The organism is Hydrocarboniphaga sp. (genome assembly GCF_965279055.1).
In the GTDB taxonomy this organism is placed as follows: Bacteria; Pseudomonadota; Gammaproteobacteria; order Nevskiales; family Nevskiaceae; genus Hydrocarboniphaga.
The window spans coordinates 1,982,678-2,002,440 of the sequence record NZ_OZ257125.1 but is presented as its reverse complement, the minus strand read 5'-3'; the positions used below and the strand labels follow the sequence as shown (position 1 = coordinate 2,002,440).

Sequence of the window (19,763 nt, the reverse complement as noted above, 5' to 3'; positions counted from 1 at the left end):
CTACGCCGAGGAAACTGCCTAGCATGAAGAAGCAACGCAGCCGCATGCAGCAGACCGTGACCATCCGCGATGTGGCCAAGCGCGCCGGCGTCTCGCCGATGACCGTCTCCAGGGTGATCAACAACGGCAGCAACGTCACGGACGCGACACGCACCGTGGTGATGTCGGCGATCCAAGATCTGAACTACGCACCCAATCCGAGCGCGCGCCGGCTCGCCGGCCACGAATCCCTGCGCATCGGCCTGCTTTACAGCAACCCCAGTGCCGCGTTTCTGTCCGAGTTGCTGATCGGCGTGCTCGGCGAAAGCAGCAAGACCGGCCATCAGCTGATGATCGAGAAATGTGGTGCCAACGCCGCTTCCGAGCGCGCGGCGCTACGCAAGCTGCTCGACGGCGGCGCCACCGGCCTGATCCTGCCGCCACCGCTATGCGAGACCCGTAGCGTGCTGGCGGAGATGCAGCAGGCCGGCATCGCCATCGTGTCCGTCGCCGCAGGCAACACCAGCGCCGACTTCGCCACGGTGCGCATGGACAACTACAAGGCGGCGTGGGAGATGACGGCGTACCTGTTGTCACTGGGGCATCGCGACATCGGTTTCATCAAAGGGCACCCCAACCAGACCGTCAGTGAACAACGCCTGCAAGGTTTTCTGGATGCGTTGAAAGTGGCCGGTGTCGACCCGAGCGGCGTCGGCGTGGAACAGGGCTACTTCAGCTACCGGTCGGGGGCGACCGCTGCTGAGCTGCTGCTATCGCGGCGTCCGCGTCCGACGGCGATCTTCGCAGCCAACGACGACATGGCCGCTGCGACGCTGGCCACGGCGCATCGCCTGGGGATCGAGGTGCCCGGCGACCTGTCAATCGCCGGCTTCGACGACACGCCGATCGCCGCGACGCTGTGGCCGACGCTGACCACGGTGCGCCAGCCGATTGCCGCGATGGCGCGCACTGCGGTGCAGTTGCTGCTGAAGGAAATGCGCCGCCAGCGCGACAAGAATCCGCGCCCGCCGAGCCAGCAGTTGTTGCGACACGTGCTGGTGAAGCGTGGTTCTACCGGGCCTGTGCCAACGACGGCGCGCAGCGGGCGCGATCGCGGCAGCTCGCGATCGGCCCGGTCTCCTGTGCTGGATGAAAGTCGCGGTTAAGGATACGCAGCGCGGGCCTTCGCCTTCTCCCTCCGGGACAAGGCGCCCGAAGGGCGAATGACGGAGTCGCCGTCTGAGCCAAGGCCCGCTCATCGCGGGGGAGTCCTTCCACTCGGCCCTTTCCCGGAGAGGGGAGAAGGCCTTATCTCTGCAGAGTCTCCGGCATCGCGGGCAGCACGGTGATTTCCGCAGCGCTGACCCAGCCGTTGTCGTTCACATCATGCAGGGCGGTGAAGCGGAAGAAGCGCGCCTCTACAGTCGCAAAGCGGACTTCCTGAAGGATCGGGTTGTTGCGGACGTTGCCGAAGTGGCCCGATTCAACCTGCACGGTCCAATGGGTACCGTCGCGGCTGGTCTCGAAGCGGTAGCGGTCGATGACGCCTTCGGAGTTCCACTGCTGAGGCGGCAGGTAGCCCATGCCGGCGATCCGCCGCACGCCGCCCATGTCGACCGCGAGACTGGGGCGTGAGGCATCGCCGGTCTTCGCCCGAATCTTCCACAGTGTGTTCGACTCAGCATCGATCGCCTGGGAGGCAGGGAATCCAGCTTCCGCGCCGGCTGGCTCGGTCAGCACTTTCCAGCCGGTGGGCGCGAGGCCGACGGCGGTCCGGGTCTCGGACAGCCCTACCCGTCCCTCGGCGGTCCTGACCGCGGCCTTGACGGTGCCGCCACGCGGCAGCGGAATCGGCGACAGGTATACGGCCGATTGCGCGGTGGGCTCGGAGCCATCGAGCGTGTAGAGGATCGGCATCGGATACGGGTGCGTAATGCTCACCAGGCCGTCGCGGTTGCGCTCGGCAATGATCGGCGCCGCGGGCAGCGCCTGCTTGAACAGGCCGACTTCCGCCAGCGTGGGTTCGAGCCGCGAGCCGGTGATGCGCACGCGGACGCGGTCGCTGGTGACCGGCACGACCAGGCGCAGCAGTCGCTTGAGACCGACGGTGGTCTGCTCCTCGACGGCCGCAACCGGCTTCCAAGCGCCATCGCTCCAGGTTTCGATGACGAAGGATTCGATCCGCTGGCTGCGATGGTCCACGGCCTCCTGCAGCGATACCACGTCGAAAGTGACGGCGGCGGGCAGCGTGAGCGTGAATGTGGCTGCGTGCTGACCCGAGGCCGCTTCCCACCAGGTATCGAGATTGCCATCGTGGGCGAGCGCAGGAGCGTTGGCCGGATTCGCGCTGTCGGCAGTGAACGTGGCGCCGGCGGCGAGATCCTGCGCGAAAGTTTCCTTGACGACCTGAGTCATTTTGTCGAGCGCCGCCAGCTGGTCGTCAGGAATCAGGCCGCGCGTATCCGGCGAGAGATTGAACAGCATGACGCCGTTGCGGCCGACCGAGGTGTAGTAGTAGTCGACCAGGCTGGCAGGGCTCTTGACGCGCTTGCCCTCGGCCCAGAACCAGCCGTAAAGGATCGGCGTGTTGACCTCGGCGGGATACCACCAGAGGTGGGAGCCGGGCGTGAGTTTCGCGCGGCTACCGAGGTCGCCGAACTGATCCGGCCAGGTGAACTGCTCGGGCGCCTGCGGCAACGGGATGACACTCCACTCCGTAGTGCGGCCGACACCGCCTTCGTTGCCGACCCAGCGCACGTCCGGCCCCTTGACCGAGATCACGGCCTCGGGCTGCAGCCGGCGGATCAGGTCGTACCACGCCGTGTAGTCATAGGTTTGCGCAACGCTGGGATCGGGATTCGCGCCGTCGAACCAGACCACGGAGATCGGCCCGTATTCGGTGAGCAGTTCGTAGAGCTGGTTGAGGAAGTAGCGGTTGTAGTCGTCGACTTCGTAGCTGAACCTTTCAGAGCCAGCGGGCGACGTACGCCCCTTGGACGGCTCGCTGTGGAAGCTGGCGGGATCCGTCGGAATCGTGGAAGCAAGCTTCTTGCTGCCGTTGCCGTAGTAGCCCTTCGGATTCTTGGGGTTGGTGCGCAACTGGTAGAGATCGGCCGGAGACAGATAGACACCGAGCTTGACGCCCTGCGCTCGCGCCGCGTCGGCCGCTTCGCGCACCAGGTTGCCCTTGCCACCGCGCCAGGGGCTCGCGGCAACCGAATGGTCGGTGTAGCGCGAAGGCCACAGGCAAAGCCCGTCGTGGTGCTTGGCAACGAGGATCATCAGCTTGCCGCCCGCGCCCTTCACGGCGCTGACCCATTGATTGGCGTCGAGCTGGGTTGGATTGAAAACTGCGGGATCCTCGCGGCCGTCGCCCCATTCCAGGCCACGGAAAGTGTTCGGGCCGAAGTGCAGGAAGAACGTCTGCTCCAGTCGCATCCACGCGCTCTGGTTCGGCCGCGGCAGGACCTTCGCGGCCTTCTCGGCGATCACCTCGGCAGAATCGCCGGGGACGATGACCTGCTGCGTCGCGTATTCGATCGCCGCCGGCTGCGCCGAATTGCCGGGAGCTGGTTGTGCAGACGGAGCCGTCACCGGATCGCTGCACCCAAACAGCGACAGCGCGAAAGCCAGCGGGAATAACTTGAGCAGCCTGTTCATTGTTCGGTCTCGTTCCTACTCTTCAAAATCGGGGCTTACTACACATGCCGGCATTCATTCCCGCGCCAGGCTGTCGACAGGATCGAGCCGCGCGGCATTGCGCGCCGGCAGAAAGCCGAAGACCATGCCGACCAAGGTCGACGACGCGAACGCGATGGCGATGGCCGAGGGCGAGAACACCATTCGGTATTGCGCATCGGGATTGGAGAAGAGCGCACCGATGCCCAGCGCCAGCAGCACGCCGAGCACGCCGCCGATCAGGCAGATCATCACGGCCTCGATCAGGAACTGCGCCATGATGTCGCTGCGACGCGCGCCGACGGCGGTGCGGATGCCGATTTCGCGGGTTCGCTCGATCACCGACACCAGCATGATGTTCATCACGCCGATGCCGCCGACCAGCAGCGTGATCGCGGCGATCGAGGAGATCAGCAGCGACATCGCCAGCGTCGTCGACTGGATCGACTTGAGGATGGCGTCTTCGTTGAAGAGGAAGAAATCCTGGCGGCCGTGACGCTTCCTGAGCAGCTTCTCGATGGCGGCCTGCGCCATGCCGACCGGCGCGTCGTCACGGATGCGCACCGAAATGCTGCCCAGGTGCGACTGTCCCAGCAAGCGGGTGAGCACCGTGGTGTACGGAAGGTACACGGTCAGGGTCTGATTGCTGCCGAATGACGAGTTGGCGGGCTTGACCACGCCGATGACGCGGCAAGGCAAAGTGTTGATCAGGATGACTTCGCCGATCGGATCCTGCTGGTCGGTGAACAGTGCCTTGCGTGTGATCTCGTCGATCACCACGGACTGGCTGCGGGCGCTGATGTCGGCCGCGGAGAAGGTCGTGCCTCGCAGCGTCTTCAATCCCAGCACGCGGAACGACTGCTCGCCGATGCCTTGCGCCGACGCGTTGGACGTGATGTTGCGGTAGCGCAGCGTCGGACTGGCCCAGACGCTCGGTGTCACGCCCTCGATGTAGCTCTGCTGCGCCAACGCGTCGGCGTCCCGTGCGGTCAGGGTCCGCACGCTCCAGGCACGCGGATCGCCGAAGCCCTTGCCCGGATGGACTGAAATCGTGCTGGCGCCGAGCCCGCTGATGTTGTTCAAAATCTGCCGCCGCGTACCCTCGCCGAGCGCCACCACCGAAGCGACCGAGGCGATACCGATGATGATGCCGAGCATGGTCAGGAACGTGCGCAGGCGATGCGCGGCCATGGTTACGAGCGTCATCCGCAGCGTTTCGACCAATTGGTCCGCATAAGCCCGCAGGCTGCGCGCGCCGAGCTTCACCGCCGGCACTGGCCGCGGCGGACGTGCGGCCTCGCCGCTGCTGCCGTTGATACGGTCGGCCACCAGTTCGCCGTCGCTGAGCTCGATGATGCGGCCGGCGTGGGCTGCGACCTGCGGATCGTGGGTCACGATGATGATCGTGTGACCTTCGTGATGCAGCGTCTCGAGAATCGCCAGCATCTCGGCGCCACTCTCGCGGTCCAGCGCACCAGTGGGTTCGTCGGCCAGAATCACCTGGCCGCCGTTCATCAGTGCGCGGGCGATGCTGACGCGCTGCTGCTGGCCGCCGGACAGTTGGTTGGGACGATGATGCAGGCGATGGCCCAGGCCCAGGCGGCCTAGCAAGGCGCCGGCGCGCTCGCGCCGCTGCAGGCGATTGCGGCCGGCGTAGATCGCCGGCACCTCGACGTTGCCGACCGCGTCCAGATCGCCGATCAGGTGATAGCGCTGGAACACGAAGCCGAAATGCTCACGGCGCAGCTGCGCCAGCTCGTCGGGCGCCAGCGTCGCCGTGTCGCGGCCGGCGACGCGGTAGCTTCCGGACGTGGGCCGGTCCAGGCAACCGAGCACGTTCATCAGCGTCGACTTGCCGGAACCGGACTGGCCGATGATCGCCACCATCTCGCCGGCCTCGATCGTCAAGTCGAGGCTCTTGAGCGCCGCGATGGTCTGGTCGCCGGCAGGAAACTCGCGTCGCAGCTGGCGCAGTTCGAGCAGAGGTGCGGCCATGCCGGCGCTACCCGCCGATCTTCGGCTGCCCGGCGGCAGCGGCGGCGTCGGTCGCATCGCTGATGACGACGCGTTCCCCGGGTGCCAGGGCGTCCAGGATTTGCGCCTTGATGCCGTTGTCGATGCCCACCTTGACGCGGCGCGGCTTTGCAAGCCCGGCGGCGTCGACCACGCGGAGCGTGGCCCAGTTACCGGCGTCGGCCGCCGGCTGTTCGGCAGTGGCGGGCTTGTCGGCGTCCGGTTGCAACGCACTCGACGCCACAGTGACCACCTGCTTGGCTTGCGCGATCACGACATTGACCTGCACCGTCATCGAAGTGCGCAGCTTGCGCTCGGGATTGGCGACCTCGAACAGCGCGTTGTAGTAGACCGCCGCGGTCGAGCTGCTGGAACTCGAACTGCTGGAGTTGGATGTCTCGTTGGCGAACGATTCCGGCGCCGGCTCGATCGAGCGCAGGTGCGCGTAGTAGCGGCGGTTGGGGTCGCCCAGCGTCGTGAAATAGACGGTCTGCTCAGGCTGGAGCTTGATCACGTCGGCTTCCGAAATCTGCGCCTTGACCGTCATCGTGTCGAGCTTGGCGACTTTGACGATGGTCGGCACCATCTGCACCGCGTTGACCGTCTGGCCCTGCTTGACGAGGATGCCGATCACGTCGCCGGCGATGGGCGAAGTGATCTTGGTGTAAGCGAGATTGACCCGCGCGCTGTCGACGGCAATCGCCGACTGCGTGATCTGCGCTTGGGTGGCGGCGATATTGGCGCGCGCCGTATCGGCGGCGGCCTCGGCGGCCTCATAGTCGGCCTCGGTCCCGAGCTTCGCCGCCAGGATCGCCGCCTGGCGCTTCAGCGCGAGCTCGGACTGCTTGAGCGTGGCGCTCTGCGCGGCGAGCTGGGCGCGCCCCTGCGCGACAGCGGCTTCGGCATTGCGCAAGGCGTTTTCCTGCGGCGCCGAGTCGATCATCGCCAGCACCTGTCCTTTTGCGACTCTGCCTCCCAACTTCACTTCCAGCGTTTTGACCTGGCCGGACACCTGCGCGCCGACGTTGACCAACTCGGACGGCGCCAGAGTGCCGGTGGCGAGCACGGTCTGCTCAACGTCGCCGAGCTCCGCCGCCGCGGTGAGGTATTGCGGTGGCGCTGAGGCGGAAAGCAGCTGCCACTTGATAGCAGCGCCTGCGAAGAGCACCAGGATCGCCACAGCACCGTAGCGAACCGACATCGATTTGACGAAGCTCATCTGCGTATGCTCGCCAAATCCTATTTGCGCTTCACCGTCAGCGGCTGACCGCTGTAGGACACTTCGGCATCAAACGTATCGAAGTCCTTCAGCGTTGAAACGCCCGGCTTGATGAAACGCACACGGAAGCTCCGCTTCGACACCATGCCGTCGTAGCGGCCGGTGCGCGCGCCGATGCTGAGCTCGCCGGTCTTGTCGTTGTAGGCGAACGCAATGCGCGTGAAATTGCCCTTCTGGTAGCCGTTGGACACGCCATCGTCCTCGTAGAGACCGTAGCGGCCGTTGGCGCCGGTGTAGACGTAAAGCGTCAGTGGCGCATCGGGCTTTTGATCGACGTACTGCGTGACCGGCCCGGTTGGCAGGATTGCGCCGGCCTTGACGAACAACGGTATCTGGTCGAGCGGCGCGGCCACGGTCTGGGAGTTACCGCCCTGCACTTTCTCGCCGGTATACGCGTTGTACCAGTCGGCACCTGCCGGGAAATAAACGCTGCGCGAAGTTGCCTGGTACCGGTAGACCGGCGCGACCAGAATCGATTTGCCGAACATGTAGGCGTCCTTCACGTCCTTGCCCTTGGCATCGTTCGGAAAGTCGAGCGCGAGGCCGCGCATGATCGGCGCCGATTCGTAATGGCTGTCGGCCGCCGCCGAGTAGATGTACGGCATCAGGCGGTAGCGCAGCTGGAGGAACCAGACCATGTTGGCGCGCATCGGCGAGCCTTCGGGCGAGATCTCGTTGATCTCGCGCTTGACGCCTTCACCGTGCGAGCGGAACAGCGGCGAGAAAGCGCCGAACTGCCACCAGCGCTGATTCAGCTCGCGCCATTCCCTGTGGTCTTCCACGGTGCCGTTGCCGCCGCCGGAGCGGTTCTCCTGCAGACCGGCGACATCCTTGCCAAGGAAGCGAGTTTCCTGTGCGTAACCGCCGATGTCATGCGTCCAGTTCGGCACGCCCGAAATGCCCGTCTGCACACCGGCCGAAATCTGGTCGTAGAGGTTCGGCCAGGTGCCGACCACGTCGCCGGACCACAGCGCGGCGGCGTTACGCTGCACGCCCGCGAAGCCCGAGCGGGTCAGGATGAATTGGCGCTTGTCGGGCTGATCCACCTTGAGACCGTCGTACATGGCCTGGGTGTTCATCAGCGCGTAGGCGTTGTGTACCAGCGCGCCGGGGCCCATCTGGGTCGGCGTGATCAGTTCGTCGAACTCTTCCGGGCTGGTGTTCGAACGCACGTCCGGCTCGGTGTTGTCCATCCACCAGGCGTCGAAGCCGTAATTGACCAGGCCCTTCTTCATCTGCCGGTAGTAGATATCGCGCGCTTCCTGGTTGTACGGGGAGTAGTGCGTGTTCAGATGGCCCTTGCCGACCCAGTCCCTGTCGCCAAGCTCGACGTTGCGACGCCACATGTAGCCCTTGGCGTCCAGCTCCTTGTAGTTGTCGGTGTTCGGATAGAACTTCCCCCAGATCGAAATCATGATGTGGGCATTCTGCTTATGAACCTCTTCAACCAATTTCTGCGGATTGGGGAAGCGGATCGGGTCGAAGGTGTGGCTGCCCCACTGATCTTCCGGCCAGTAGAACCAGTCCTGGACGATGTTGTCGATCGGCCACTGGTTGTCGCGATAGGTCTTGAGCACACCCAGCAGTTGATCCTGCGTCTCGTAGCGCTGGCGCGACTGCCAGAAACCGTAGGCCCACTTCGGCATCATCGGTGGCGCACCGGTGATACGGTGATAGCCGGCGATGGCGCCCTGGATGCTGTCCGCGGAGATGAAGTAGTAGTTGAGACCGGTACCCGCTTCCGATGCGAAGCGCAGCGAATGCCGGTCGGCGGCCGGCTCCGGATTCGAGTGGTGTAGCGAGATCATGCCGCCCGCCGGCTCCCACTCGACGTAGAGCTTCATCGGCTTGTTCCTGGCGAAGGACTGCTCGAAGTTGTGGTACCAGGCGTTCCAGCCCTGACGCCAGATGCGATCGTAGATGGTCTTGCCGTCGACCTTCAGCGTGGCGTAGTCCGACGAATAGAGGCGCATCTTGTGCACGCCCGGTTCGACGGAGCTCATGGTGCCCTCCCAGACGACCTTCACCTTCTTGCCGCCTTTTACATTGAGCGCGGGATCGGCCGGCCAGTATTTCGGCAGGTCGGACAGAAACTGATAACGGATATCCGGCTCAACACGGGTCAGGATCAGCTTGCCGTCGGCATAGTATTTCGCCGTGAGGCCGGTCGAGCCATCAAGCGCCTTCAGCTTGAGGTCGCGGCTGGCGAGACCGAAGCGGATCGGATTGCCGAAGCGCGTAACCGAATTGTTGTCCCACAGCAGGCCGTAATTGCGGTCGGACACGACGAACGGAATGCCGATGTCCATGTTGTGCTGGCGCAGCTCGACGTCCTCACCGTTGAGATTCATCTGCGCGTTCTGGTGCTGGCCGAGGCCGTAGAAGACTTCGCTCGTCCCCTTGTTGAACTGCGCGCGGGTGGCGACGTAGGGCTTGCCCTCGATCGTTACCGGCGTGATCGCGCTCTGCTCCTCGACGAGCACCGGCTCGTTCTTGGCGTTGAAGAAGCGCATGCGGCCATCGACGAGGCTGACCTGCGCCGAAGCTTTCGCGGCTTTCAGCGTGACGGTGTCCTTGCCGTCGGTGATCGTGAACGCGCCTTCGGGCTTGACCACGGCCATTAGCGACGGCAGCTGCTGGCGTGTCGGATCGTCGACACCCAGAACGTGAATGATCGAGTCGCCGACCAGCTCCAGGCGTATTTCCTTAGCCGCACCGCTGTCGGGCTTGACGACGATGCCGTTGTCGCTGCGGGTGTAGCTGCCAGCAAACGCGGAGGAGGTCATCAGCGCGGCCGCGACGGCCGCAGCGTAAAGGCAGAGTTTCATGCGTGCTTATCCTTTTAGTACGTCGCCAGCTTGGCTTTGAGCACGACCGGCTGATCGGTGAGGTTGAGGCCGTAGTCGGTCTGATCACCGTTCCACACGAAATCGACAACCCATTGGCCGCTCTCGAAATGGCCCTGCTCGACGCTGCGGAAGATCAGATTCTTTCCCTTGTTCTTCGGACCGAGGCCGAAGTTCAGACGGGCGTGCGCGCCGGTCAGCAGAAACTCGTCTTCGGACAACTGCACGATGACCACGCCGCCGTTGGGCTTTTCACGACCCGGCACCGCATCGATATTGCCCATGAAGGTCCACTCGGCCATGCCGAACTGCCATTGGCCGTAGACCACGTCGACTTTCCACTTGCCACCGAGATCAATCGACTGCGGCCTGCGGTCGTCGGCCTCGGCCACGCCCCAGACCGGGTTTTCGAATGCGAGCTTCGCCCACTCGCGCATCATCGGCGCAAACAGCGCGTATTTCTCGCGGAACGGTTTCAGGTTATCGCGGCTGACATCCTTGCTGCCCAGCGGATAGTTGAAGTAGCCGGTGTAATCGATGCCGAAAGGCGAGAAGCCAAGGGCACCGCGGCCCAGCACGCTGAAGATGAAGCGTGCGAATTCGGTGTCCGAACCGGTCTCGGGCACGAATAGCGGGTTACCGAGCTTGCTGTAGTGGTCGAGCGTCGCTTCGTAGTTGGCGGAGTCACGCTTGTAGATGTCCGGCGCGACCAAATCGAGCGCCGGCGCCGCCGCCTGATAGATGTCGATGACGTTGTGCGTCGGCCCGCCCGACGAATAAGTCTCCGGCCCGACGTCGAGCAGCGGTTCGCGCAACGCCGCGTTGACGTACATCGGCAGGTCGTGGATCTTGCGCCCCGCCTCGGCGATTTCATTGATGTAGCTGGCGATATACCAGGCGTGGAAATACTCGTCGGCATGCTTGCCGAATACTTCCGACCAGCTGCCGCCCTTGCCGATGCCCTTCTTTTTCAGCAGCGCCTGCGGCACCGCCCCCTTGAAGGCCTTTTCCGCCTTCGGCGAATAGTCGCGCACGCTGCCGTAGGTACCCGTCTCGTTTTCCACCTGGATCATGATCACGCTGTGCGTGTCGCTATCGATCTTCTTCAGGTGCGTCATCAGCGCGACGAAGGCCTTCTTGTCGGCCTCGAGCGTGGTGCGCTCCATCGGCGACAGGCAGTACGACATGGATCCATCTTTCGTTGTGATGCGCGGGAACCGCCGATTGTCCAGCTTCACCCAGCCCGGTGCGTAATTCGGTGAGGTGTTCTTCCATGTGGCGAACCACAGCAGTACCAGGCGGACGTCGTTCTCCCGCGCCTGCTTCACCAGTTCATCGATGTACGAAAAATCGAACTGCCCTTCCTTCGGCTCGATCTGCTCCCAGGCCACCGGAATTTCCAGCGTATTGGCGTGAATGTCCTTCAGCGCCGGCCACACTTTCGGCAGTTGCGCCACGTAGTTGGAGGAGTTGTTGGCCTGCGCTCCGAGGACCAGGTACGGCGCGCCGTCGACGATCAGCGCGGCCTTGCCGTCCTTCTTGACGACTTTCGGTAGGGAGGCCTTGCTCTGCGCCAGCGCAGCACCAGGATGCGCGACGCTCAGCAGTGCCGCCGCTGCGACGGCAACAGACATGGCGATGGCTCCGAGCCCGGGCCGAAAAAACGAGGCTGCAAAAACTGGTGACATTCAATCAGCTCCTCAAATCCATATCGGCACACCCGTGCCGATATCGCTTTTTTCTGTGCCCGGTGTTTCTAGGGATACATCGTCATCGCATCGACAGCGTCACCGCCCCGCGTCGGCACGATCACCAAGGTCAGCGTGTTGACGGATCGCCTTTTTCGGCCCGGACACTGCCGTCGATGGGTATGGCCACGCCGCGCTCGCACATATGATACCGGTACCACTTTTTACCGAAAGCCCATCGCGATGATCAGGCAGCTGCCAGCGGTCACAAATCCACAGTGTCTGCCTGGCAGTTAGATCGTATGAATGCGGCGTGTTCGGGCATCGATTCGGCTGCCTTCAGAATGCCCGCCCTGAGTTCGACGATCGCACGGCTCATGTGGTCGACCGGAATGCTGTCGGCCACGGGATCGTAGCTCCGCGGAACAATGCGCTGCCCGAGCATGACGGCCAGCCAGCTGTTCTCGGCGAACAATTCGTCCTTGTAGCGGAAAATCCGTCCGCTCGTGCGGAACAGTTCCAGCTTCTGCTGCAGGCTGTCCGGGATGTCCATGTCGCGGCAACGCCGCCAGAACGCGGTGTCATCGCGTTGCGTCGCCTTGTAATGCAGGATGATGAAATCGCGGATCTGCTCGTATTCTACCGTGCTCTGGCGGTTGAATTCTTCGATCAGCGCCGGCTCGAAGCCCCGGTCGGGAAACAGCGTCGCCAAGCGCGCCACTCCCATCTGAATGAGGTGGATACCGGTCGATTCCAGCGGCTCGATGAATCCGCCCGCCAAGCCGATGGCGACGACGTTCTTCTCCCACATCCTGCGCCGGTGCCCTCCTTTGAACTTGAGCAGATGCGGCTCGGCCAAGGGCCGGCCTTCGAGGGTCGCTAGCAGCCTCGCGCGGGCCGTGTCGTCGTCCAGATACTGGCTGGAATAGACGTAACCATTGCCCATCCGGTGCTGCAAGGGAATGCGCCAGCGCCATCCGGCCTGGTCGGCCATGGCACGGGTATACGGCAGCAGCGGGCCAACATTCTCCGAGGCAACCGCGAACGCACGATCGCAGGGCAGCCAGTGACTCCAGTCCACATAGCCGGTCTTGAGTGCGCCCTCGATCAGCAGGCCGCGGAATCCGCTGCAGTCAACGAAAAGATCACCTTCAACGCGACGCCCATCCTTCAAAACCACGCCCGATACAAAACCATCGTTCCTTTGCTCGACGCCGATGACGATGCCTTCCAGGCGGTTCACCCCGCGGGCTTCGGCGAACCGGCGCAGGTAGCGGCCATAGAGGCTGGCGTCGAAGTGGTAAGCGTGGCGCATCGTCGCCAGCAGACCTTTGCCACCCGAGGGACTGAAGCGATTCAGTCGCGCCGCGACCAGAGAAAGGTTGTAGTCGCTGATGTCGCCTGCATCCGCCGACAGGGCCCGAAGCTTCAGCCACATCTGGTGGAAGCGGACCTCGGGCCGGTCCAGGCCAAAACCGCCGAAAGGATGGATGTAGCGATCGCCGAGCCGGCCCCAGTCGGTGAACTCGATGCCGAGCTTGAACGTGCCCTGGGTCTGGCGCACGAACTCGGCTTCGTCGATCCCGAGCAGCTTGTTGAGGTCTTTCAGGGTCGGAATGGTCGCCTCTCCGACACCGACCGTACCGATGTCTTTCGACTCGATGAGAGTCACCGCTACCTGCTGCGGGCTCAGCACGCGAGCGAGCACCGCCGCACACATCCAGCCGGCGGTGCCGCCACCGACGATGACGACCTGACGTATGGGCTCAGCCTGCATGGCTGTTCTGCCCGCAAAACCTGGAAAGGTAGTCGCCATGCCGCGGCATGGCGGCGGTCGCCTGATCGATATAGTTGCGGACTGAGTTCATGTGGGCGTGCAGATCGGCATCCGGAATGGTGTCGACCAGCGGATCGTAACCGCGCGGGCGCAGCCCCTGTCCCAGCATCACCGCGAGCCAGCTCCGCCCTGTAAACAGATGATCGGCTCTGATCAGCATGCGTCCGCGCGCTTCAAAAAGCTCGATGGCCTCGCGAACGGCATCGGGAACGTCCATGTCGCGGCAGTAACGCCAGAACGGCGTATCGGCGCGTTGCGTGATCTTGTAATGCAGAATCAAAAAATCGCGCAGCAATTCGTATTCGCCTTGCGTGTGACGATTGAAGGCCGCGATGTCGGCCGGCTCGAACCCCTTGTCCGGAAAAAACGCCAGCAGCTTCAAAATCGCCGTCTGTATCAGATGGATGCTCGTGGACTCCAAAGGCTCCAGAAAACCCGACGCCAGCCCAATGGCGACACAGTTCTTGATCCAGAATTCCTTGCGGCGTCCGGGCACGAAGGAGATGCGGCGCGGCGCCGACAGCGCGGCGCCGTCCAGACTGTCGAGCAGCCGGCGCTCCGCGCCGTCGTCATCCAGAAACGGGCTGGAATAGACGTAGCCGTTGCCGACCCGGTGCTGTAGCGGAATGCGCCAGCGCCAACCCGCCGCGTCGGCCGTCGAACGCGTATAGGGAACCGGCTCCTCGACATTGGCGCAAGGCACGGCGATGGCGCGGTCGCAGGGCAGCCAGTGACGCCAGTCCTCGTAGGCGCTCTTCAGAGTTTGCCCGATCAGTAGAGCTTGCCGACCGGAGCAATCGACGAACAGGTCGCCCTCGACGCTGCGCCCGTCTTCCATGATCAGTGCCTGGATATCCCCGGTTTCGCCATTCTGGAGCACCTGGGCGATCTTGCCTTCCACCCGGGTAACGCCACGGCTTTCGCTGTAGCCGCGCAAAAAACCAGCATAAAGGCTGGCATCGAATTGAAAGGCGTAGTTCAGCAGCCCAACCGGCGCCGGCACCCCACCAACGGGATGGATAAACCGCCCCCGGCGCGCCGCCACGCAGCACAGGTTGTAGTCGTCCATCGAAACCGTCTCGCCGCGCGCTGCCATGCTACCGGCGTACTTGAGCCAAAGCTCGTGAAAGTAGATGTTGTTGAGATCGCAGCCGTAAGTCGTGAACGGATGGATATAGCGGCCACCGACGTCCCCCCAGTCGACAAACTCAATCCCGAGCTTGAATGTCGCCTGGCAGGTGCGCATGAAGTGCGCCTGATCGATACCAAGCATCAGGTTGAAATAGTGGATCGAGGGAACGGTCGCTTCACCGACGCCGATGGTGCCGATCTCCTCGGATTCAACCAGCGTGATCTTCAGTGCCGAGCCAGCGAACGCGCGCGACACCGCTGCCGCCGTCATCCAGCCGGCAGTGCCGCCTCCAGCGATGACCAGATGTTGAATGGCGTTCTGCATTACACATACCCCTCGGCTACGGAGTTCCGCGGCACAACGCCCGCACCGCGACCGCAAATCTCCTCGACCAGCTCGCGATGCGAAGGCAGGATCTTCATCGCCTGAGCGGCCTGGCGTTCAATGTTCCTGAAAGCCTCCTGCGCAAACTGACTGTGACGATACGCCCCACGCCGGGCGGAGAGGTCCGTGCGGAATCCCATCCCATACAGCACCTGACGCCAGTTGCCTTCAATGAAAGTGTCTTGACCGTAGTCGATATCGACGAAATCCGGCACTCGGTAACGCCAGCTCTCGATACGCGCCTGCAACGAGTCGGGAATAGATTGGCGATCGCAGTTATCCGTCCAGAACGCGCTATCGCGTCTCTGGCTCAGGCAGTAGTGCAGCTTGATGAAGTCGGCCACGTTGGCATAGCGGCCACTCATCTTTTCGTTGAACTGCTGGGCCGCGGGTTCATAGGGCCCGTCCCAGGGGAACAGCGCCGCCAGGAGCAAGGCCGCGCTTTCGACGAGTCCGATGCCGGTTGCCTCCAAAGGCTCCATGAATCCGGCCGAAAGGCCGATCGCGACACAGTTCTTGCGCCACTGCAGTTTGCGGTAGCCGGTTTCGAATCGGATATACCGAGGTTCGCCCTGGCTTGCCGCCGGCCCGAGATAATCCTGAAGCGTTCTGACCGCTTCCTCATCGCTGCAATGGTTCGACGAATAGACGTAACCGATGCCCTGCCTGTCGCGCAAGCCGATGTCCCAGATCCATCCCGCCCGGCTGGCCGTCGAGTAGGTACAGGAACGGATCGGGCCGCGCGGATCAGGATAGGGTTGCTGCACGACGACAGCGCGGTCGACAAAGAGCTGATGCCGGCAAGAGCTGAATGGAACACCCAAAGCCTTGCCGATCAACAGCGCGGAGAATCCGCTGCAGTCGATGTAGAGATCGGCCGTCATCGCACCGTTTTTCTCGGTAAGCACGCGATCAATGGCCCCGTCCTCCGAGAGCTGCACCGACAGAACCTTATCGGCGACGTGCTTGACGCCCATTCCGATCGCATGCTGCTTCAACACCTCTGCAAACACGACGGCATTGAAGTGGTAGGCGTAGGCCAGGCTCCTGGCATCGCCGTCCTTTGAAAGACGCTTGGGCGCCTTGTGCATCTCGACGGTCCGGCTTTGTACGTTGGCCACTGCGGACCACGGAACATTTCCGGCTTCGCCCAGCAGCCAGTACGGCAGCAGATCCAGACCCTCCGGCGTTTTGGCCGGCTGAAACAGATGGTAGTAGTGGTCATCGCCTCGCGCCCAGTTCACGAAGCGAACACCTTGCTTGAACGTCGCATCGGCCTGCTGAAACAACACATCTTCGTGCAGCCCGATACGACCAAGGGTTTTCAGGATGCTGGGAAAAGTTCCTTCCCCGACACCGATCGGACCGATCTCTGGCGACTCGACGAGCGTCAACGCGACTCCGCCAGGCAAATCCACCGAGAGCATGCGGGCCAGATAGGCCGCCGTGATCCACCCGGCTGATCCACCGCCGACTATCAGCACTCTTTTCGCCATCACACCGCCCCGGAACGAGGATCCGCGAACCGATAAATGTGGTCGCAGGCCGCCCTCCATCAACCACCGGAGGGAGGCCTGCGCGATGCCTCTAGAAAGAGAAGTTCACGCCTGCATCAACGCGACGATCAGCCTCATAGTAGTTGCGAGGATAGAACTTGCCCGGAAGGATCTCCATCTCGCTTATCGATGTCGCGTTGGTCAGGTTGTTCGCCTGGAGGTAGACCTTGAAGGCCTTTGTGATCTGATAGTTCGTACCGAAATCAAGCTGACCGTAGGCCTTGGCGTATAGCGGCAAGGCGTAGTGGATCTGCTCGGAGGTTCCGTCCTCCTTGTAATAGTTATAGGTGCTGGTGGTCGTTCCGGTTCCGTTGGCGTTGGTCGACATCAGAGAACGGCTGCGCCAGTTATAGGCAAAGCCGGCATAAAACGGCCCCTTCTGGTACATAAACTGGATGTTGTAGCTGTAGCGCGACATACCCGTGACCGGCAGATCCGAAAACTGATTCCCGTCCATGTCGTACGACTTCGGCGAGGGATTCTTGCTGTCGATGAAGGTAAAGTTGGCATCGATACCAAACCCGCTCCAGAAACCCGGCAGCTTGTCGAAGAAGGTGCGGGCACCAAACTCGAAGCCGCGGATCGTGGCCGTCTTGGTCGCGTTGCTGGCCTGGGTTGTCGTCAGAACGTCGGTACCCGTGGCAACGGTCCCGTCCTCCTTGGTGAAGCTGTACGGGAATGGCACATGGCTATCGCCAAAGATGATCAAATCATCGAGACTCTTGGTGAACAGAGACAGGTGCGCTGCGGTGCCTCCCTCGCCGTACCATTCGAACGCGGCGTCGAAGTTGGTCGAGATGGTGGGTTTCAGCGTCGTGTTTCCATACGACGCATTCACGCCGGTGAATACACCCAGGTACTTTTTCTCGACCGGCTGGCCGCTCGTGGGATCGGTCTCGGTGTGGTTATTTTCGTTGTCCTGGGTGGCGACCGAACCACTGCCGGCAACGGTGATGTCACCGAAGGACGGCCGCGACATCGTCTGATTCGCCGCGAGGCGAATGTACATTTTGTCCGTGAGCTTGAAGTTGATATTGAACATCGGCAGGAATCTGTCGTCGCTGCTGTCCGCGGCCATGGCCTGTATGTCTGCCGGCACACTCACGGCACGCGGCGTCAGTTTTCCTTCCGGATCCGCCTCGTAGTCCGCGTCGGCATCTTCCTGAGTCAGGTAGAAACTCGTGCTGTTGAACACGAAGTTGCCGGTAGCTTCAGTTTCCGTGCGCACATAGCGGACACCGATGTTGCCCGTATAAGGCACACCGAAAAACCCTTCGTCCTGGCCGAAATCGGCTTGCAGGTACACGGATTTGGTGACCACATTGGTAGCCGAGGTGCCGTAGTCGTTGTGCAAAGACTCATACGGTGTCGTCGGGTGCTGGCCGTTGGGCAAGGTCTTGCCGACGTTGTACCCATACGTGTTCATCAGGTAGGTGTAATCGCCAGACCGCAACAACGCCTCGGACGGCACATAGAAGCTGCTCGGAACCGCGACGTTGCCGTGGAAGAAATGGTCAAAGCCGTAGTACTCACCGTCCTCCGCCGGGTGCGGGTCGCCCAGGTATTGCTGGCCGGCCTCCCAACCATCCCAGCTGTTCCCGAACGGCTCCCAATAGGTGCCGTCATAGGTGTCGGTTTCCTTGCGCGACGCGTAGCGGACGCCGGCGCCTACCGATTTGAAGAAATCACCCTGCACGTCGAAGACGATGTCCAGGTTGGGGGCCAGCATCGTGCCCTTGTTGTCTGTCGGACGCCAGGACATGTTGCTCCAGGCGTAACTACCCGGATCGTTCAGCGCGGCTGTATCCTGGATCAGGAACTTGGGCTTGTCGCCCGTGATGTCCATGCTGTAATTGCCAACCGGCACGGACAAACCTGCGCTTAAACCCGTCGACTTGGACGTTGAATAAACGTACTGCAGGGCGCCGCTGACGCGAGTCCTGTCATTGGCATGCCAGGTAAACCCTTCACTGAAGTCGCTCGTTAGATTGTCCGTAGTCGAGAAACCGCGGCTGCTGCCGGCGCTCAGGGTTTGCGAGGAGCAAGTCGGATAAGGACTGCTACTCCAGTTCAGTGAGTAGGCCTGCGTCGCATACGGCGTATTGCAGTTGACCTGCTGATCTTCCGGTATCCAGCTCTGCCCGACCGTAGAACCGGCATTGCCGTCGCCCGGGGACCCATAGCCCATGCTACTGGCAGCTACCAGCACGCCATTCTTGTCGAACTTCGTTGTCGATCCATCGATCGGCATCGCATGATCATTGGCGACGTAGGCGCTGGTGCCGTTGTTCTCGCTCTTGTAGCGAGAGGCGAAAGCGGTCTGGAAGATCGTCAGATTGTCGCTGGGGCGCCACTGGAAAGCTTCGTAGAGACCGGTGCGCTCGCGCTGAAAATTATCATCGCCCCAGCCGAAGCCGCCCGGGACATAGACCTGTTTGCCGTCATAGTCTTTCTTGAAGTACGGCTCGACACTCAGGTGGCCGCTTTTCGATTGGAGCTTCGAGTAGGCAACGTCGACCAGCACACCCATTTCACCGATCGGAGTGTCGAAGCGCGTGGTGCCCAGCACCGAGCCCGTCGGATCCGCCTTACCCACGAGGTCGCCATAGCTGAGACCCAGCGCGCCCTGAACCGCCGGCTCCTGGTAATCGAAAGGCATTTTGGTGCGCAAGTCGATCGCGCCGCCGGTACCACCCTCGAGCATGTTGGCGCGGCCCGCCTTGTACACGTCGACTCCCGCCATCAGCTCGGGCGTCACCTCGCCCCAGCTCAGGGCTGAACCACCGTTGGCACCAAAGATCTCGCGCCCGTTCAGCATGCTGCTGGGATTCGACAGGCCGCGCACCTGGATCCCCGTTCCTTCCACGTTGAAACTATCACCGGAAGAATTCCACCGACTCATGGTAATGCCGGGGATGCGCTGCAGAACTTCGGTAATCGAGTTGTCGGGAAGCTTGCCCGCCTCATCGGCGACAACCGAATCGACCATTGTGTCCGAGTTCTTCTTGATATCCGACGCCGCCTGAATCGCCTTGCGGCGACCGGTAACAATAATCTCCTCCGCAGCGCCAGCATCAGCAGAGGCGGCAGGCTCCTCAGGCGCCGCAGAGACCGCAGGTTCCGCTGGTGCCGCAGTTTCCGCGGAGGCGGCAGGTTCCGCTGGTGCCGCACTTTCCGCAGCGGCGGCAGGCTCCGCAGGCGTCGCAACATCCTCCGCGGCCTTGGCGTTCTCGGCCTCGTCTTTTCTGATCGGCACAGCATCCTGTGCCTGCACCTGCGCCGACCAAGCGACCATTGCCAGCGCACTTGCGGCGCTGGCCATTGCCTTAAGTTTGAACTGCTTCATTCCCCGTCTCCTCAGCGCACATATC

General features: G+C 62.6%; 10 protein-coding genes. 1 reads left to right on the top strand and 9 read right to left on the bottom strand.

Going from position 1 to position 19,763, the window contains the following annotated elements:
* Window positions 1-23 precede the first annotated feature (23 nt).
* A complete protein-coding gene (locus ACQZF9_RS08985) occupies window positions 24-1,145 on the top strand; it encodes a LacI family DNA-binding transcriptional regulator (protein WP_428312896.1) in 1,122 nt (373 codons plus the stop codon).
* A 142-nt stretch (window positions 1,146-1,287) separates the two neighbouring features.
* Here the strand turns inward: ACQZF9_RS08985 and ACQZF9_RS08980 are convergent, their stop codons facing one another.
* From ACQZF9_RS08980 to ACQZF9_RS08940, 9 genes are all read right to left on the bottom strand, one after another.
* Window positions 1,288-3,639, bottom strand: coding sequence for an alpha-L-fucosidase (locus ACQZF9_RS08980; protein ID WP_428312895.1), 2,352 nt, complete (start codon window positions 3,637-3,639; stop codon window positions 1,288-1,290).
* A 54-nt stretch (window positions 3,640-3,693) separates the two neighbouring features.
* Window positions 3,694-5,652 carry a MacB family efflux pump subunit gene (locus ACQZF9_RS08975; protein ID WP_428312894.1) on the bottom strand — a complete coding sequence of 653 codons (1,959 nt, stop codon included), beginning with the start codon at window positions 5,650-5,652 and terminating at the stop codon, window positions 3,694-3,696.
* A 7-nt stretch (window positions 5,653-5,659) separates the two neighbouring features.
* Window positions 5,660-6,889, bottom strand: a complete 1,230-nt coding sequence (locus ACQZF9_RS08970; RefSeq protein ID WP_428312893.1) for an efflux RND transporter periplasmic adaptor subunit — start codon at window positions 6,887-6,889, stop codon at window positions 5,660-5,662.
* Between the two features lie 20 nt (window positions 6,890-6,909).
* Entirely contained in the window at window positions 6,910-9,777 is a 2,868-nt protein-coding gene (locus ACQZF9_RS08965) for a TIM-barrel domain-containing protein (RefSeq protein WP_428312892.1), read from the bottom strand.
* Between the two features lie 14 nt (window positions 9,778-9,791).
* Window positions 9,792-11,429 (bottom strand): DUF5597 domain-containing protein, encoded by a 1,638-nt coding sequence (locus ACQZF9_RS08960; RefSeq protein ID WP_428312891.1) that lies wholly within the window; start codon window positions 11,427-11,429, stop codon window positions 9,792-9,794.
* Between the two features lie 319 nt (window positions 11,430-11,748).
* Window positions 11,749-13,260: a tryptophan halogenase family protein gene (locus tag ACQZF9_RS08955; protein WP_428312890.1), complete on the bottom strand. Its 1,512-nt coding sequence runs from the start codon at window positions 13,258-13,260 to the stop codon at window positions 11,749-11,751.
* Window positions 13,250-14,776 (bottom strand): tryptophan halogenase family protein, encoded by a 1,527-nt coding sequence (locus ACQZF9_RS08950; RefSeq protein ID WP_428312889.1) that lies wholly within the window; start codon window positions 14,774-14,776, stop codon window positions 13,250-13,252. The genes ACQZF9_RS08955 and ACQZF9_RS08950 overlap by 11 nt, the downstream gene beginning before the upstream one ends.
* Window positions 14,776-16,332 (bottom strand): tryptophan halogenase family protein, encoded by a 1,557-nt coding sequence (locus ACQZF9_RS08945; protein WP_428312888.1) that lies wholly within the window; start codon window positions 16,330-16,332, stop codon window positions 14,776-14,778. The genes ACQZF9_RS08950 and ACQZF9_RS08945 overlap by 1 nt, the downstream gene beginning before the upstream one ends.
* A 91-nt stretch (window positions 16,333-16,423) precedes the next feature.
* Entirely contained in the window at window positions 16,424-19,738 is a 3,315-nt protein-coding gene (locus ACQZF9_RS08940; RefSeq protein ID WP_428312887.1) for a TonB-dependent receptor, read from the bottom strand.
* Window positions 19,739-19,763 lie beyond the last annotated feature (25 nt).

Coding starts and splice junctions, on each gene's coding strand:
- ACQZF9_RS08970 (WP_428312893.1), bottom strand. CDS start 6,889: ATGAGCTTCGTCAAATCGATGTCGGTTCGCTACGGTGCTGTGGCGATC.
- ACQZF9_RS08980 (WP_428312895.1), bottom strand. CDS start 3,639: ATGAACAGGCTGCTCAAGTTATTCCCGCTGGCTTTCGCGCTGTCGCTG.
- ACQZF9_RS08945 (WP_428312888.1), bottom strand. CDS start 16,332: ATGGCGAAAAGAGTGCTGATAGTCGGCGGTGGATCAGCCGGGTGGATC.
- ACQZF9_RS08960 (WP_428312891.1), bottom strand. CDS start 11,429: ATGTCTGTTGCCGTCGCAGCGGCGGCACTGCTGAGCGTCGCGCATCCT.
- ACQZF9_RS08975 (WP_428312894.1), bottom strand. CDS start 5,652: ATGGCCGCACCTCTGCTCGAACTGCGCCAGCTGCGACGCGAGTTTCCT.
- ACQZF9_RS08985 (WP_428312896.1), top strand. CDS start 24: ATGAAGAAGCAACGCAGCCGCATGCAGCAGACCGTGACCATCCGCGAT.
- ACQZF9_RS08940 (WP_428312887.1), bottom strand. CDS start 19,738: ATGAAGCAGTTCAAACTTAAGGCAATGGCCAGCGCCGCAAGTGCGCTG.
- ACQZF9_RS08955 (WP_428312890.1), bottom strand. CDS start 13,260: ATGCAGGCTGAGCCCATACGTCAGGTCGTCATCGTCGGTGGCGGCACC.
- ACQZF9_RS08950 (WP_428312889.1), bottom strand. CDS start 14,776: ATGCAGAACGCCATTCAACATCTGGTCATCGCTGGAGGCGGCACTGCC.
- ACQZF9_RS08965 (WP_428312892.1), bottom strand. CDS start 9,777: ATGAAACTCTGCCTTTACGCTGCGGCCGTCGCGGCCGCGCTGATGACC.